A 14,497-nucleotide genomic window follows, 5' to 3' on the forward strand; every position below is an offset into this window, starting at 1 on the left:
CGGTCAAGCAACCCCTTAATTTAAACCATAAACGTGATCTCGTACATGCCGGACCGGACAAAACAAACGTCTCAAGATCGGATGCTATGTAATCAGGAGAAAATGCATGTTTTTGAACGATCAGGAAACAGCAACGGACCTGTTGTATTACGAAGCGATCGCCAAAACGGTGGTCAAACTCATAGACCAGACATCAGATGCCCCGATCACCATAGGTGTGCATGGTGACTGGGGGGCAGGTAAATCCAGTGTTCTGAAAATGCTGGAGGCATCGTACACGGATGATGATAAAACACTCTGCCTCTGGTTCAACGGCTGGACGTTCGAAGGGTTCGAAGATGCTAAGATCGTTATCATCGAAACCCTTATTGAAGAGCTCATTCAGGCTCGCCCTGGATGTACAAAAGTGGCTGATGCCGCGAAAAAAGTGCTGCGCAGAGTTGATTGGTTGAAAATCGCCAGGAAAGCAGGTGGACTCGCATTCACCACTTTTACCGGTATTCCTACTGTCGATCAGCTTAAAGGCATTTATGATTTCGCCACCAGCCTACTGAGCTCACCACAGGATCATATTTCCGCAGACGATATTAGAGGTTTTGCAAGTAAGGCCAGTGCATTTATTAAAGAAGCTGATGGCGATATTGAATCCCTTCCTAAACATATACATGCTTTTCGCCAGGAATTTAAAGAGCTTCTTAGCGCGGCTAAAGTTGATAAGCTTGTTGTAATTGTGGACGATCTCGATCGGTGTCTGCCGAAAACGGCGATCGCAACCCTCGAGGCAATTCGACTATTTCTGTTTGTCGAAAACACTGCATTTGTCATCGGTGCAGATGAGGCGATGATTGAGTATGCGGTGCGTGAACATTTTCCGGACCTCCCGCAAAGCACTGGTCCCCTGACATATGCTCGAAATTATCTGGAAAAGCTGATTCAGGTTCCGTTCCGTATCCCGGCTTTGGGCAGCGCCGAAACGCGAATATATACCACACTGTTACTCACTGAAAATGCGCTCGGCACGCAACACAAGCATTTTGTCAGCCTGCTTGATAAAGCTCGCGAGGAGATGAAACGTCCCTGGGACAGCCGCGGGCTGGATTGGGAAGCGGTTAACGCGGTGATGGATGGAAATATCCCGTCTGATGTCGAGCAGGCTCTACAAATCAGCGCACATGTAACCCCTTTGCTGAGCAAGGGTACTAGGGGCAATCCACGACAGATCAAACGATTCCTGAACTCAATGATGTTGCGACAGGCCATTGCGGATGAGCGAGGGTTTGGTGAGGAAATCAAACGCCCTATTTTGGCCAAGGTAATGCTTGCTGAGCGCTTCTATCCCACCTTTTATGAGCAGGTAGTTCGTCAGACAAGCAATCACAAAGAAGGTAAGCCAGACGTGCTAGCTGAGTTCGAGGCGCATGTCAGAGAGGCAGGTGCGGTAATGCCTCAGACGGAGCCCCCTACTGAAAAGAATAATGAAAATAAGGATGTTGTTCTGGCCGAGTGGTTGAAAAATGAGTGGGCGGTGGGTTGGGCCAGAATCGATCCGCAGCTTGCTGGTGTAGATCTGCGTCCCTACGTATTCGTGACACGCGATAAGCAAAGCTCCTTCGTCGACTCGCTTATATCAAGTCATCTGACTGCGCTGATAGACAAACTCATGGGACCAAAACTCGCTGTCAGTGCGGTGAAAGACGACCTCGAAAAACTCAGTGCCCCAGAGGTTGACGAGGTATTTGAGACGTTGGTAGAACGCATCTTGCAGCAAGACAGCTTTATTAAGAAACCCGATGGCATTGATGGACTCCAGTTCGTGGTGCAAATACTACCTCAGACGCAGCGTAAGCTACTGGAGTTTATTCGACGTATTCAGATACCTAAAACAGGCGGTGCCTGGCTTCCTGGTTTTATGCAATGTTTTGTCGACCCATCATTTGAGAGAGATTTCCGGGCAATAATGAGTGATTGGGTTGAACAACAGGAGAACAAAGCTTTGAGCCGCGTGACAAAAGGAATACTTGATATGGCAAGGATAAAAAAATAAATGGGAACTTCTAAAGCATACGGTGGGCCAGCAACCGGTCTGGTCCCTGATTTTGTAGATAATCCACCAGAACCAACACTGCCGCTTCCTCATACCACTCAAGATGTAGCCCCCTCATCCCCTGTAGCACCTCGTGACTCAAGTGGTGCAGGACCGCTAAGTTCGCCGAAAGGTGACTTCACCCGATACGCGCGGTCCGGGAGCCGCAGCGCACTTGGTAAGGCCGTTGCTAACTATGTGCGAAATGGCACCGGTGGTGCGGGAAGAGCAAGCCGGCGCATGGGATCTTCACGCGTCGTTGCAGGGGGGTTACTCGGTATCCTCGGTGATTTCCAGCAGGGCGGCGCTACGCAAGTACTGCAACGCTTCAATCTGGGGGGATTGTCTGGTCAACCAGCAGCTACTGTGTTCGTATCATTGATTGAGTTTCTCTGCCCGCCAGGAGGATCTGTCGATGAAGGTATCGCGAGACAGGCAATGCTAGACACCATCGGCGACATGTCGGAGAGCTGTCTGGAGAGTTTCGATGCATTAACACCCGAGCAGCTTCAGGAAGTATTCATCGGGTTTGTGGTGCATTCCATCGAAGGCAGAATCATGGCTGACATTGGGCACAATGCCATCAAGTTGCCCGAGGATATTCAGGCTATTGGTGACATTCAGGCGACGTTACATGATTTTGTTGATACTGCTACCCGCACACATTTGCGAGACGAGCTAGGGCAGATAGATGGACTTTCTGGGAGTGCAGTTGAAGACAAGGTTGAGCGAATCTATGAGTATGCATTTGAATTGATAACCAGCGAAGGAGAGAGGGCAGAATGAGTCATCACACAATAATTGCGAAGCTGGGTATTCAGGATACGTTTCAGCCTGTGCTGAGTCGTCTGCAAACACAGACGACCGAAATCAACTTCCTAAAAGATACCGGACAGCTAGATTATGGTCTGGGTCAGGCGCTGGAGGGGCTCAGTGAATTTGGATTAACCCCCTCAGATACTTCCGTCGATCTGGCAATCCTAGCCGCAACTGTCACCGCTGCGGATACCCGAATTTCACGCGAACAGAATGCGCAGGATAGGTGGACAAGGGAAATTGCATTGCATGTCCCTATGGCTGATCCGGCGCTGTGGACTGGGCAGGCAGGACTTCTCAGCAAGCTTCTGAATTTCTTGACAGGTGATCGCTGGACTCTACAGTTTCACGCGCGACCGATACTACAGACAGAACTCATTGGTGAATCTGTTCATGAGCGCGCTGTTGAACCTACGTCTATTTGCCTGTTCTCGGGTGGTCTTGATAGTTTTATTGGTGCTGTGGATCTGCTTTCGGCTGGGTATTCTCCGCTTTTCATCAGTCATTACTGGGATTCTGTTACCAGTCAATACCAAAGCGACTGTGCGCTTCGTCTGCAGAGACATTTTGGACAGTCCTTTGCACACGTCAGAGCGCGCGTTGGCTTTCCTACAGGCACTGTAGTGGATGATGAGGGCGAAAATACATTGCGCGGTCGTTCGTTTCTTTTCTTCTCGCTCGCTGCGATGGCAGCTGATGCCGTAGATGGCGAGACGGTAATCAATGTGCCGGAGAACGGACTTATATCGCTCAATGTTCCGCTTGATCCACTACGTGTGGGGGCGTTGAGTACACGTACTACGCATCCGTATTACATGGCCCGCTATAATGATCTTTTACATAACGTCGGTATTACCGCCCGCTTAGATAACCCGTATGCGTTCGAAACAAAAGGTGAGATGGCCGCACATTGTCGTGAGCGGGATTTTCTGAGGCAACACGTAGCCAGCACCATGTCATGCTCCTCGCCACAGAGTCGCCGCTGGGACCCGGACGAGAATGAACGCAAACCTAAGCACTGTGGTCGGTGCGTGCCCTGTCTGATAAGGCGGGCGTCGATATTTAGCGCGTTTGGTACTGACAGTACGCCTTACCACATACCCAGTCTCAGCGCGCAGGTTCTTGACAGCAATAAGGCAGAGGGAGAGCATGTTCGCGCTTTCCAATTCACACTGGCGAAACTAGCGGATAACCCAGGACGTGCAAAGTTTGATATTCATAAACCCGGGCCACTCAGTGATAATCCTGATAAAATCGCCGATTATGAAGGTGTTTACACTCGGGGAATGGAAGAGGTGGGACGTCTGCTCAATGGTGTCACAACGAGTCCGTTGTCATGACTCATGCCCAGAAGAGAGTCTCCCCGTTGTGGGTTGACTTTCACTGTCATCTGGACCTGTATCCGGATCATAAAGCTATCATTGCCGAGTGCGATAAAGCTCGAGTGGCAACTCTTGCGGTAACGACAACGCCAAAAGCCTGGCAGAGGAACAATGAACTGACGGAGCACTCTCCTTTTGTTCGTGTAGGACTCGGGCTGCATCCTCAGCTTGTTGCGGAGCGCGAGCATGAAGTGAAGCTACTTGAGCGTTACCTACCTGTCACGCGTTACGTCGGTGAGATAGGTCTTGATGCTGGCCCTCGGTTTTATAAAAGCTTTGAAGCACAGGAGAGGGTTTTCTCACGCATTCTTCACGCCTGTGCTGAGCAGGGTGATAAGATCCTGAGTATCCACAGCGTGCGTGCTGTGGCTAAGGTTCTGAGTCACATGGAAAAAAGCCACCTGAACGAGAATGGGCAGGTCATTCTTCACTGGTTCACGGGTACAGTTTCTGAAGCGAGACGCGCTGCCGAGCTTGGGTGTTACTTTTCGATAAATGAGGAGATGCTCAGATCAGTCAAGCATCGAAAGCTAATCAACAGTCTCCCGCTGAGCCGTTTGTTAACCGAGACCGATGGCCCGTTCATACAGAATGAAACCGTCCCAATACGGCCCAGAGATGTGTACCGGACAGTTCGGGGGATTGCAGAACTCCACGGTCTCAGTAGCGAAGCGGTTAGTTCCCTGATACTCAGTAACCTTAGAAATCTTGTCACCAGGTAACTCTTGTCTCCTTTCATTGCAGATAGTACGGCGTGCGCATTTTAGAGCCACTGTGTGAGTGTTTAACCCCAGGAAGGGGTTCACGTTCAGGAGGTATCTTGCTGGATGAAAATACGCCACATTCCCGTTTGGTTGCCTGGATGACGCCATTGCATATTTTGAAAGTCCAAATCACAGGCTAACGCGCCTGCGGCTTGTTCAACTGGCGTCGTCTGCCCAAAAGATTTGAGCAGCCGTCGCCAGTTTCCTGTTTCTCTCTTTTATCCCTCTTTGACCGTCACCGCATCCAGCGATTTCAGGAGCCACATCATGTCAGTGGCATCCGCCACATTGATATACCATCTTGCTCCGCGTGCGTACTCATTGTCATCTGGCCAGACGGTGTTACCCGTAATGGTGATCAGTAAATCCAGCGTAGCCCCTGCGTTATCTTTAAGATGCACGGAGACACAGTTGAGCGAGCCCACCCTATGCGGCCGCATCGAGAGAAGCGCCGGCGACTGCAGACGCTTTAAAATATGGTCACATAGCGACATCAGTTGACCATGATCGGTCAGACCGATACGGGCCTCTCCCTGCGGCGGCACATCAAACATGACAGCCAGACTCACTTCATTATCATTAACCACCGTGGGTGGTAACATTCCCAGTCGTCTCATGCCGCCCTCGTTTCAGTGAGTATTCCCCGGGCTTTATCGAGCTTACGGGCAACGTGAAACGCCGCCTCCAGTTCAGTACAGTCGTATTCATTCATCAGCGCCCGCCGCTCCGCTTTCTCTTCTTTCTCAGTCATCCCAAGTGCTAGGTAAAGACTGGGCGGAACCGCCCTGAACAGCGCCTCTACCCTTTTGGCCAGCACCACCCCTTCGGTATAGCACCGCGGGAGCTTGGTTGCCGACAGCAGCATGGCTTTTTGCTCCACCGTGAGCTTTTTAAAGCGGGAAATTTGCTCCACTTCATCCGGCGGCATGGTCAGACACAGCCACCACTCGGCCATGTTCAGCATTTTTTCAGCCGTGTCCGGGTAGTCCGCGAGGTTTTGGGTGGCCAGCCACAGCCAGGCACCGAGCTTACGCCACATTTTCACCACCTTAGTCATGTAAGGCGACAGCAGCGGGTTCGTGGTCACGATATGGGCCTCATCAATGACCATGTTGATTTCACGATCTTTATACTGGTCACGCTCGGCGATGTTGTTCACCGTATTGACCAGCGCAATGACCGCCACCGCCATCTGCGCCTCATAACCTTCCCGTGCCAGCGTACCCAGGTCGATCAGCGTGACGTCCGCCTCCGGCCATGGCGTGCCAGGCCGGTTAAACAGTTCTCCCTCAAAGCCTTCGGTGAACATGCGCAGCGCTTCGGACATTTCTTCGGCGCGCGCACGCCGGCTGGTCGTTCTTCGTTCGCGGCCATCGGCATCTTTGGAGTTATCGCGAGCGATATTTTCCAGCGCGTGCATCAGATCCTCAGGCAACATTTGCCGGTTTGCATTAAAGGAAGTGCGCGCCGCCGCGAGGATGGCCTCACGCAGCATACCGCGATCGGCTCGCGTCATGCGTGCTTCCTCTGCCGCTTCCCCGCCGGTCACCATCAGGCGCGCCGCAATTTCCATTTCACCCAGGATGTCACGTTTTTCATCATCTTCGTCATCGCCTGTACCGGCATCAAGCTCGGGCAAGGCGGACTCATCAATGACCAGCTCATCAGGTGAGGCCTGCAGCAGCAGATGGGCATCCGCGAAGGGGGCCAGCGAGACCCCTTTCCCCGGCTTCACGCTGATCTTATTGACGGTCAGCCCCAGTGACTCACAGTAATCTGCAAACAACCCAAACGAGTTACCCGCCTCCAGCAGGAATAACCGGGAACGATGTACAGCCATCAATTGAGAGAGTACTGCGCAGAGCGTGGCCGACTTACCTGAGCCGGTAGGCCCGAAAAGCAACAGGTGCGCGTTCTGCGTGCGGTCATCTTTGTTCATCGGGTCGAAGGTCAGCGGAGCGCCGCCGCGGTTGAAGAAAGAAAACCCCGGATTACCGGTGCCGGTATCGCGCCCAAACACCGGTAACAGGCAGGCAAAATGCTGAACAAACGTCAGCCGGCTGTACCAGTGGTTTTTATCCACCGACGGGTTAAAGCACATCGGCATGGCACGAAGGTAACCATTTAGCGGGGCCACATCGTGTTCAGGATTCACCGGTTGCAGTCCGGCATTGAGCAACTTCGCACTGATATCGAGATAGCGCTTATCGAGGCTGTTGAGATCGGGGGCGCGCAGGAGAAACGTCAGCGCAGATCGGTACAGTTTATGCTGGTCGCCCAGGTATTCCCGGGCTTTTTTGGCATCTTCACGGGCGCGGGTGGATTCAATATTTTCCCCCATAGCGTTACGGCCAAGTCGGCTGAACTCTTCTTCCAGCACGTCCTGAGGCTGGATAATCAGCGTCATGGCGATCATGGTACCTTCCGGCATCAGGTCCATCAGGGTATTGATGTTCTCCCCCCGCCGCACTTCGCCGGTCAGATGTCCTGTTTGCGGTGCGCGGCGTAAACGCTCAACCGGCACGGCCTTATGAGCGACGTTATCAAACCACCACACGCCCCGCTCGGCATCGCTGCGCGGGCGCGTAAACCACAGAGTTTCGCTGAAATCATTCAAAATAGGCAGGCTGTCCGGCTCACCGTCGTCGTGCCGTGCGGCGCGGTAGAGCACCTCAGGAGCCACCCACTGCGGGCTTGGATTAAACCAGCGAAGCAGCCAGCTGTGGATCTGCTCCCCGTTTTGTCGCTCACAGCGAATGCCGGCGCCCGCCAGCGCCGAGGTTAGCCGGTCACACACCTGATTAAGCAGGACGGCCGGCGACAGCGGATCGCGGGCATTCTTCTCGACGTAACGATAAATAACCATACGCGTGCGGCGGGTCTGGCCACGCCAGGGCGCGCCGGTGACAATCTTGTCCTCAAACAGTCCCTTCTCGACTGAAATGCTTTGCATGTGTCGTTCAGTTTCAGCCAGCCAGGCCTGGGTAAACGGCGTCCCCTGCGCCCAGGGTTTGACATATCCCCGCAGCTTATCCATGTAGGCCGTCACGTCAGTTTCATCCTGACAGTAAAACTGCACCACCCACTGGTTGCCGTCGAGCTCCGGCAGGCTGTCCTGCAGGGCATCCTCTACCACGTCGCGGATTTCTTCCAGACGTTCGGCCGGACGCCCCTCGGTACCCACGGGTATGACTTCAAACACGGCGCCGACGGAGACGCCGTCATCAAGAAGCAGGCACCGCCCCTCCGGGAGATACTCTCCCCAGGGCATATAATCAATAATCGACGGCTGCAGCCCATAGGCTCTGGCCTCATCGCTGTGGGTGAAACGCCCCTCACGGCTCAATGGCTCATGACCTTCGACCGCGAAAGGTCCATTGCCGGTAAGCTGTGCGTCTGAATTGTCGGGTTGGCGACGAAACAGTGAGAACATTACAACTCTCCCGTACGTTCGCCCGGCAGGGCGTATTGGATCTGGCTGTAGAACGGAAACACCGTGCTGTATCCCGGCACCGGCGCATTGCCATCGGCGATGTGCGGGTACACATACATCACCATGTCAGGATTGGGCAAGCGTGGAAACGTCTGCTGTATTTCATTTTCCTGCGTGCGGCTGTAACTTTCCGCCACCTGCGTTGACGCGGTGCGTTCGCGATCGTTGAGCGATCGGCGAAGGGTGGTGCGACCTTCACCGGTCGCGTGCATCGTTGATGCGCCGTCATTCCACAACTCCAGCATAGTACTGTCGCCCGGGGGTAACATAGTGTCTTTACTGGTACTGCAGCCGCTCAGTAGCATAAGTACCCCTGCATATATCAGAAGTGTTTTTCTCTTTTTCATTCACCTACCCGCCTTTCTTGTAGAGTTCATCCGCTGAAGCAAAGTCCTGAAAACAACGCAGTAAAAATCTGTCCAGCGCCTTACGCTGAAGCTCTCCTGTGACGCACGGGATCCGTAATGTCGCAGCGGGCAGCCACAGCTGCTCCGCCGCAGGTGTCGGGTCATTGACCAGCGCAACCATCCAACTGAGCGAATTTTTTTTGCCAGGGGCGACTGGCCCCGGTCCACGACAGCACCACCACATCGGTTGCAGCACGCCAACAGCATTGCACTCACCTCCTTCGCACCAAAGCCTGCCACTGCCGGAGCATGACAAACGGACTGCCAGGGTGTGACCTGATGCGTGATGAGCGAGAGAAACAATGCCTGCGCTGAGTCTGAAACCATAGCGACATCCTCCATTAATCAAGACCAGTACCGGCCTGGCTCAGGCTAAAGCCATAGTTCACCTTGCGGCCCTTCTCTTCATAATCAATGGCAAGCTGTTTGGTGATATGGATCGCAACCTTCATACCCGGCGGCACGTAAATGGCATCAAAGGTTTGGCCATAGCGGACTTTTACCCAGTCCGCCGTATCACGCATGCCCCCTGACAAGGCCTTGCCCAGCACGGCCTGCCCGGCGTCCCCCGTCAGCGTAGAAGTCACCCCGCCATATCCATTGGTCTGCGTGCTGTTCTGGTTCTGAGCCAGAGCATCTCCCGCTGCTCCGCTGGCCCCCAACGCAAAGAGCGTCGGCAGGTAGGTAGAGGCGTTAGATTTGCGCTCACCGGAAAGGCACGGTATGCCGTTTTCATCAGACAGCCAGCCGATACTGCCTGAATTACCGTTGTTTCCGCCCTGGCTTCCCCCCTGACTGTCAGCCTGCCCGGCAGGCCTTGGCAGAGTGCGCACGGTGCCGTCTGAAAATACGAACGTAATGCTGGTCACTGAGCCGCGCACGCAGGACAGCGTCCAGTCGCCCGTGGCCGTACCCGACACAACAGCCCCCTGCACATCCGGCAGGTCGATGCCGTTTGCGGTCAGGTTGTCTTTTCCTATCAGCACCTTGAAGGGGTAAGGATCGGTCACTTTCCCATCAATGGGGACGCGACCAAGCAGTGCGGTCATCGCCCGGCTGCCGATTAAGGTCGAGTTCTCGGGTAGGGTGTACACCGGATCTACCGGCCCCTCAGCGGCTTTATTGCCGCTCAGCGTCTGCCCGGTATTTGTTTTATTGGCAAGCTCCGCTTTCTGACGGGTAATGGCGTTGTCATCCATAAAAGAGGTGGCAAATGAAAAACCGCTGGCAGCATTGGTGTTCCCCTCACCGAGAGGTTTGCCGCTGGCATCGACGGCAACGCCGTCTTTCGGCTCGATCCACTGGAGGCCATCGCTACCCGTCGCAGGCGCGGGAGTGCCGCCACCATCGAGGCCTAATCCGACGGGGATATCGCTGCCGACCGTGGAGGAATTTCCTGCCACTACCTCCTGGGTACGGCTGCCTTTATCCTGCAATTGCTGCATGAGGCCGCCTATTTTCGACGTCAGATCCTGCACCTGACTTTTCAACTGCCCCTGCTCTTTATCAGCCACGGACTGCGCGTTGACCACCGCCTGATTAATGCGCTCATCAACGTTCTGATTGGTCTGCTTCAGGTTCTTGTTTTCTTCCGCAAGGCTCTTGTTGTCCGCATCGAGCTGATTTTGTCGCTTGGTCACCGTCTTCAGGCTGCCGACCAGCGTTCTCAGGGTATCCTGCGGCGTGTCCCCCTCAATGCCCATGGCCTTCATATCCTCCGGAGTCAGATCGGGCACGACCGTTCCGACCTTGGTCTGCGCTTTTTTCTCGTTACCGCCCGATGAGCAGGATTTAACGCCGATAAACACCGTGCCAAGAATGGCCAGAGGCACCATGAGTTTGACTAAACCATTGGATTTAATTTTCATTGACGGGCACCCCGCGACTTTTTGGCTTTAGCGTTAACGGCCGGTACGGCGGGCTCCGACAAGAAAGCCCCTTCCGGACGGCCTTCGACCACCAGGTACAGCACGGTGGTGTCCTCAGGCGTTCCGGCATTTCCCAACCACCGGTGCTGGAAGGTAGCCGACACAAATTGCCCGTCCAGTTCGCGGGGATCGAGAATGACGTTTGACGCCGCCGTATTACGTACCTGCAGTGCCACCACGCTGTAACCATTGAGACTCCAGGCAGCCAGCGGGCTCACCATCACCGGCGCTGAGGGATAAAGGGTCGTGACCCGGGAAGGTAATTTCAGCGCGACCGTACTGATGCCCGGCACCGCTTCAACCGTCCGCAGCGGTCCATAGAGGCTTTGCGCGGCATAACGCGTGAGCACCACGGGAAGCGGCGCATTCAGCTTCGCGGGTTTACGTCGTTCGGATGTTCCCTCTCCCTGCGTGGATGCCGGCTGTCCGCTGCTGCCGGCACTGCTGACTTGGGTCTTATCGCTGGCAGAGGCTGAAGACACCTCGCCGTCATAGACCACCTGAACCGGCTCTCGGGTCGCTTTCCCCGCCGCCGCGCTGACGTCGAGCAGGATAATTTCGCCGTTTTCCTTGTTCTGCAGCTGCAGGCGCGTCACCGGAAACGCGTCGGTGGCGTCCAGATAGACCGCCCCTCCGCTGCTCTGCACCCGCAGCTTGCCGTTAAGGGAAGGTGGGAAACCCACCCGTACGTTTTTGTCCACGAACACGATCCGCTCCTGCCCCACGTTGAGCGGTATCTGCAGCGGGATCCGTTCCCACTTCATCAGCTCCACGGCATGGGCTGCACCGGCCGAAGCTATCAGTAACCCACCGGCTACCAGGATGTTTACTTTCACTGGAATACCCCCGTTTTTTTCTCCGGTGTCTGGACAGGCATCGCTTCCAGACGCTGCGGCACACCGTCATAGCAGTCCATGGCCAGCCCAAACGGATTACGCTCGGGGTCGCCCTCCCAGCGGATCACTTTTATCGGATAACGCACCATCGCCCGCTTAACCGGCTCGGTGTGGTAGTACTCGTCCGCCACCAGGTCAAGGCGGGCGACCCATTCATCCTCGGATTTGATCTCCACGCTTTTACTGCTGTAACCGCGTTTGGGGATCTCGTAAACCACACGCACGCGATCTTTCAGCTCGCCGCTGTTGGTGCGAAATTCAGCATCTTTATTCAAAAAGTCCTGGCAGGCCGGCGTCAGGAACGGGCTCATCTGGGCAATCTTTGCCGGATAGTCCACCTCCCCGTCTTTGGGCCAGGCATTGAGCTGCTGGAAAATGTAAAAGGCAAAGCTGTACACCGTGGAGGGAGGCACTTCCCACCACTTTTTGGTACTGCCCGACCGCAGATCCGGCGGGTTATGAATGGTCAGATTTCGGGGTGCCAGCATCCAGCCGGTGCTGGTTGTCAGCAGTGCAACAAACAACATGCCGCACACCAGACGAAGGGTAAAAATATGGTTGTCCCGCGCGCTCACCGCATTGCGAAAACGGCTCATTGATTTGCTCCCCGTTTAATCGACTGCGTACGCCGCAGCGCCCATGCCCGGCTGTGAACGATCAGCCCCCGAAAAAGCCCGGCGCGGGCGCGCAACTCTTCCAGCCGGCGCCACAGATAGTTGTCTGGCTTTCCGCGTTTGTAATTACTGACCCACCGGCCGCCGATAAACACCACGATGATCGGCATAATCAGCATGCAGGTGGGGATCGCAATCCAGCCGACCGCAGGAATGAAGACCAGAGGAAGAGAGACCGGAATACCGAGCACAAAACCCACCCCGGCCGCCAGAAGAAATTCTCCGGCGGTGAAGCCTCTCCAGACGACGGGCGGGGTATTCAGACGGTCGGGTAAAAACTCGATCACGGCCATACCGCCTCCTCAGATGATGTCGCTGGATTTGGTGACAAGCCAGATAACGACGACGAGCAAGATCACGCCGATAATGACGAAGGTGCCGAACTCCGTCCACGTCGCCTTACCCTGACGGACGTGATGGAAGCAGCTGATTGCCGCATTAGCGACAACGATAAAGGCGACGGCCGCAATAATAAGACCGCCCAGCGTAAGTCCGTCGCGCAGATAGCCCTTGATCGTGGCATAGGTACCGCTCCCCCCTCCCGTTGAAGGCTGCTCAATGGGCGGCAGGTCAGCCAGGGCATTACCGACATAAAACAGCGTGCTGCCTGCCAGCAGGGCAAATTTGTCACGAAAAAAAGTTATTAACTTCATTGAATTATCCTTACATCAGTGGAAAAAGAAGAAGAGAGTCAGGAGCAACAACACCACAAGGCGGATGGCCGTTTCTGGCAACTTGCTCATCGGAATGGATTTATCGGAAACGCCGCGGTAGGCCGTCATCAGTACCCATGCCACAAAAAGAAACAGCACCGCACCCAGGAGGCCTAAAATCAGCAAATTGAGAGCAGACGGCTCCATGCCACCGCCGGTACCGGCACTCCAGCCTGACTGCTGACCGCTGGTCATGGACATTAACGATCCTCCTCACCGCGGTACTGGCCGGTGACAGACATCGGTATGGAAGGCTGAGCCCGGGAAGGTTCCAGATAGCGCGCGATACCCTGCTTCATCGTGTTGATGTCGCGGGTTGCGCTGAGGTAGTCGAAGTAGAAACGGGCATCCTGACCATTCTGGTTGGCCACGACGCGGGCCCTGTCCAGTCCGGCCTGAACCTGATCGAGCTGACGCATCACCAGGGCCAGCTCGTCTTTTTCGGAAGCCTGCGTCGGAAACGTGCTGAAACTGCACATAGCCAGCAGCAGTACGCAGAGTCCGGGGGTTGGGCGCATGACGCTCTCCTGTGTATTTAAGGTTGCGGGGGAAAGACTGACGCAACCGAACAGGGAGAGCAGCAGGAAAGTGTTTATAGCGGTGCGAAAATTAAAAAACGAAGCGAAGTGATGGGTTTTAGTAACGTAGCAAAACTAAAGGTTTTTAATGTTAAATGAGAGAGGAATAGCCAATCAAAATCTCAAATCTAAGCGTGAGACAGGGCTGTTTAAGCGGCACATCAAAGTTCTAAGGAATAGGAAAAAATGAGCATTTCAAATTATGAAGTCGAGTTTCAGAATGCAATCCAACGAACAAAAGACTGGGGCCTTAATGCGCCCTTGTTCAAACCATCAGAACGACGATTCTTTAATGATAAAGGACTAAGAAAACTGACTACGCTTCTTCAAGATAGCTTAGGGAAAATGCATCCCAAGGAAGTCTCGCAACAGTGCTTTGCCATAAATTATTCCATGCAGGAACAACTTGAAGCTCTTTTGGGAACGGACCTGACTTACACTCTGGGTTACGTAGAATTTAATCAGCACAACGTATTTTACACCCCGGAAGAACAACTCGAAGCGCTTCTCGGGACACCGGCGTCAATGAGACCCGTTAATCTTCATGCCTGGTTAACGTCCCCCTCTTATGAAATCATCGACCTTACCTTCGGGACAACGTACGGTGTCGTGCATAATGACCCGAGTTGCTACGGCCGGATAAGTGCTCAACATTATTCACTTTTTACGAAGGATTTCATTCATCATCCACAGGTTGTAGGCGATGATTTCCTCTCAGCCATAGGTGGAATCCTGCAAGTTAATTGGGGTTAGTTGCTGATAC

General features: G+C 54.2%; 15 protein-coding genes. 5 read left to right on the plus strand and 10 right to left on the minus strand.

All coding sequences use genetic code 11. The features are described 5' to 3' along the window. Window positions 1–106 precede the first annotated feature (106 nt). The 4 genes from qatA to qatD are packed head-to-tail and all read left to right on the plus strand — an operon-like array spanning window position 107 to window position 5,003. Window positions 107–2,044, plus strand: coding sequence for a Qat anti-phage system ATPase QatA (gene qatA / locus J8X26_RS05715; RefSeq protein ID WP_208950378.1), 1,938 nt, complete (start codon window positions 107–109; stop codon window positions 2,042–2,044). Continuing rightward, window positions 2,045–2,869 carry a Qat anti-phage system associated protein QatB gene (gene qatB, locus J8X26_RS05720; RefSeq protein WP_208950379.1) on the plus strand — a complete coding sequence of 275 codons (825 nt, stop codon included), beginning with the start codon at window positions 2,045–2,047 and terminating at the stop codon, window positions 2,867–2,869. Next, window positions 2,866–4,239 carry a Qat anti-phage system QueC-like protein QatC gene (gene qatC, locus J8X26_RS05725; RefSeq protein WP_208950380.1) on the plus strand — a complete coding sequence of 458 codons (1,374 nt, stop codon included), beginning with the start codon at window positions 2,866–2,868 and terminating at the stop codon, window positions 4,237–4,239. The genes qatB and qatC overlap by 4 nt, the downstream gene beginning before the upstream one ends. Continuing rightward, window positions 4,236–5,003 carry a Qat anti-phage system TatD family nuclease QatD gene (gene qatD, locus J8X26_RS05730; RefSeq protein ID WP_208950381.1) on the plus strand — a complete coding sequence of 256 codons (768 nt, stop codon included), beginning with the start codon at window positions 4,236–4,238 and terminating at the stop codon, window positions 5,001–5,003. The genes qatC and qatD overlap by 4 nt, the downstream gene beginning before the upstream one ends. A 260-nt stretch (window positions 5,004–5,263) precedes the next feature. Here qatD and J8X26_RS05735 read toward each other — a convergent pair whose 3' ends face one another. The 10 genes from J8X26_RS05735 to J8X26_RS05780 all read right to left on the minus strand — a co-directional run bounded on the left by J8X26_RS05735 (window position 5,264) and on the right by J8X26_RS05780 (window position 13,674). Continuing rightward, the gene (locus J8X26_RS05735; RefSeq protein ID WP_307803361.1) at window positions 5,264–5,647 is read right to left on the minus strand and encodes a hypothetical protein; all 384 of its coding nucleotides are present in this window, start codon (window positions 5,645–5,647) and stop codon (window positions 5,264–5,266) included. Between the two features lie 11 nt (window positions 5,648–5,658). Then, window positions 5,659–8,478 (minus strand): conjugative transfer ATPase, encoded by a 2,820-nt coding sequence (locus tag J8X26_RS05740; RefSeq protein WP_208950383.1) that lies wholly within the window; start codon window positions 8,476–8,478, stop codon window positions 5,659–5,661. Beyond that, window positions 8,478–8,843 (minus strand): TIGR03751 family conjugal transfer lipoprotein, encoded by a 366-nt coding sequence (locus J8X26_RS05745; RefSeq protein WP_374101268.1) that lies wholly within the window; start codon window positions 8,841–8,843, stop codon window positions 8,478–8,480. Before J8X26_RS05745 ends, J8X26_RS05740 begins: the two co-directional genes overlap by 1 nt. Window positions 8,844–9,286: 443 nt before the next feature. Further along, window positions 9,287–10,813, minus strand: a complete 1,527-nt coding sequence (locus tag J8X26_RS05750) for a TIGR03752 family integrating conjugative element protein (RefSeq protein ID WP_208950385.1) — start codon at window positions 10,811–10,813, stop codon at window positions 9,287–9,289. Next, the gene (locus J8X26_RS05755) at window positions 10,810–11,709 is read right to left on the minus strand and encodes a TIGR03749 family integrating conjugative element protein (RefSeq protein WP_208950386.1); all 900 of its coding nucleotides are present in this window, start codon (window positions 11,707–11,709) and stop codon (window positions 10,810–10,812) included. The genes J8X26_RS05750 and J8X26_RS05755 overlap by 4 nt, the downstream gene beginning before the upstream one ends. Next, entirely contained in the window at window positions 11,706–12,365 is a 660-nt protein-coding gene (locus tag J8X26_RS05760; protein ID WP_208950387.1) for a PFL_4703 family integrating conjugative element protein, read from the minus strand. Before J8X26_RS05760 ends, J8X26_RS05755 begins: the two co-directional genes overlap by 4 nt. After that, window positions 12,362–12,736 carry a TIGR03750 family conjugal transfer protein gene (locus tag J8X26_RS05765; RefSeq protein WP_208950388.1) on the minus strand — a complete coding sequence of 125 codons (375 nt, stop codon included), beginning with the start codon at window positions 12,734–12,736 and terminating at the stop codon, window positions 12,362–12,364. Before J8X26_RS05765 ends, J8X26_RS05760 begins: the two co-directional genes overlap by 4 nt. 9 nt (window positions 12,737–12,745) lie before the next feature. Next, on the minus strand, window positions 12,746–13,096 hold the full coding sequence (locus J8X26_RS05770) for a TIGR03745 family integrating conjugative element membrane protein (RefSeq protein WP_208950389.1): 351 nt from the start codon (window positions 13,094–13,096) through the stop codon (window positions 12,746–12,748). Between the two features lie 15 nt (window positions 13,097–13,111). Next, a complete protein-coding gene (locus J8X26_RS05775; protein ID WP_208950390.1) occupies window positions 13,112–13,357 on the minus strand; it encodes a TIGR03758 family integrating conjugative element protein in 246 nt (81 codons plus the stop codon). Next, on the minus strand, window positions 13,357–13,674 hold the full coding sequence (locus tag J8X26_RS05780) for an RAQPRD family integrative conjugative element protein (protein ID WP_208950391.1): 318 nt from the start codon (window positions 13,672–13,674) through the stop codon (window positions 13,357–13,359). Before J8X26_RS05780 ends, J8X26_RS05775 begins: the two co-directional genes overlap by 1 nt. A gap of 246 nt (window positions 13,675–13,920) precedes the next feature. Here J8X26_RS05780 and J8X26_RS27615 point away from each other — a divergent pair, with 246 nt between their 5' ends. Further along, window positions 13,921–14,487 carry a hypothetical protein gene (locus tag J8X26_RS27615; RefSeq protein WP_244370359.1) on the plus strand — a complete coding sequence of 189 codons (567 nt, stop codon included), beginning with the start codon at window positions 13,921–13,923 and terminating at the stop codon, window positions 14,485–14,487. Window positions 14,488–14,497 lie beyond the last annotated feature (10 nt).

This window comes from Rahnella sp. ChDrAdgB13, assembly GCF_017655185.1.
GTDB classification, from domain to species: Bacteria; Pseudomonadota; Gammaproteobacteria; order Enterobacterales; family Enterobacteriaceae; genus Rahnella; species Rahnella contaminans.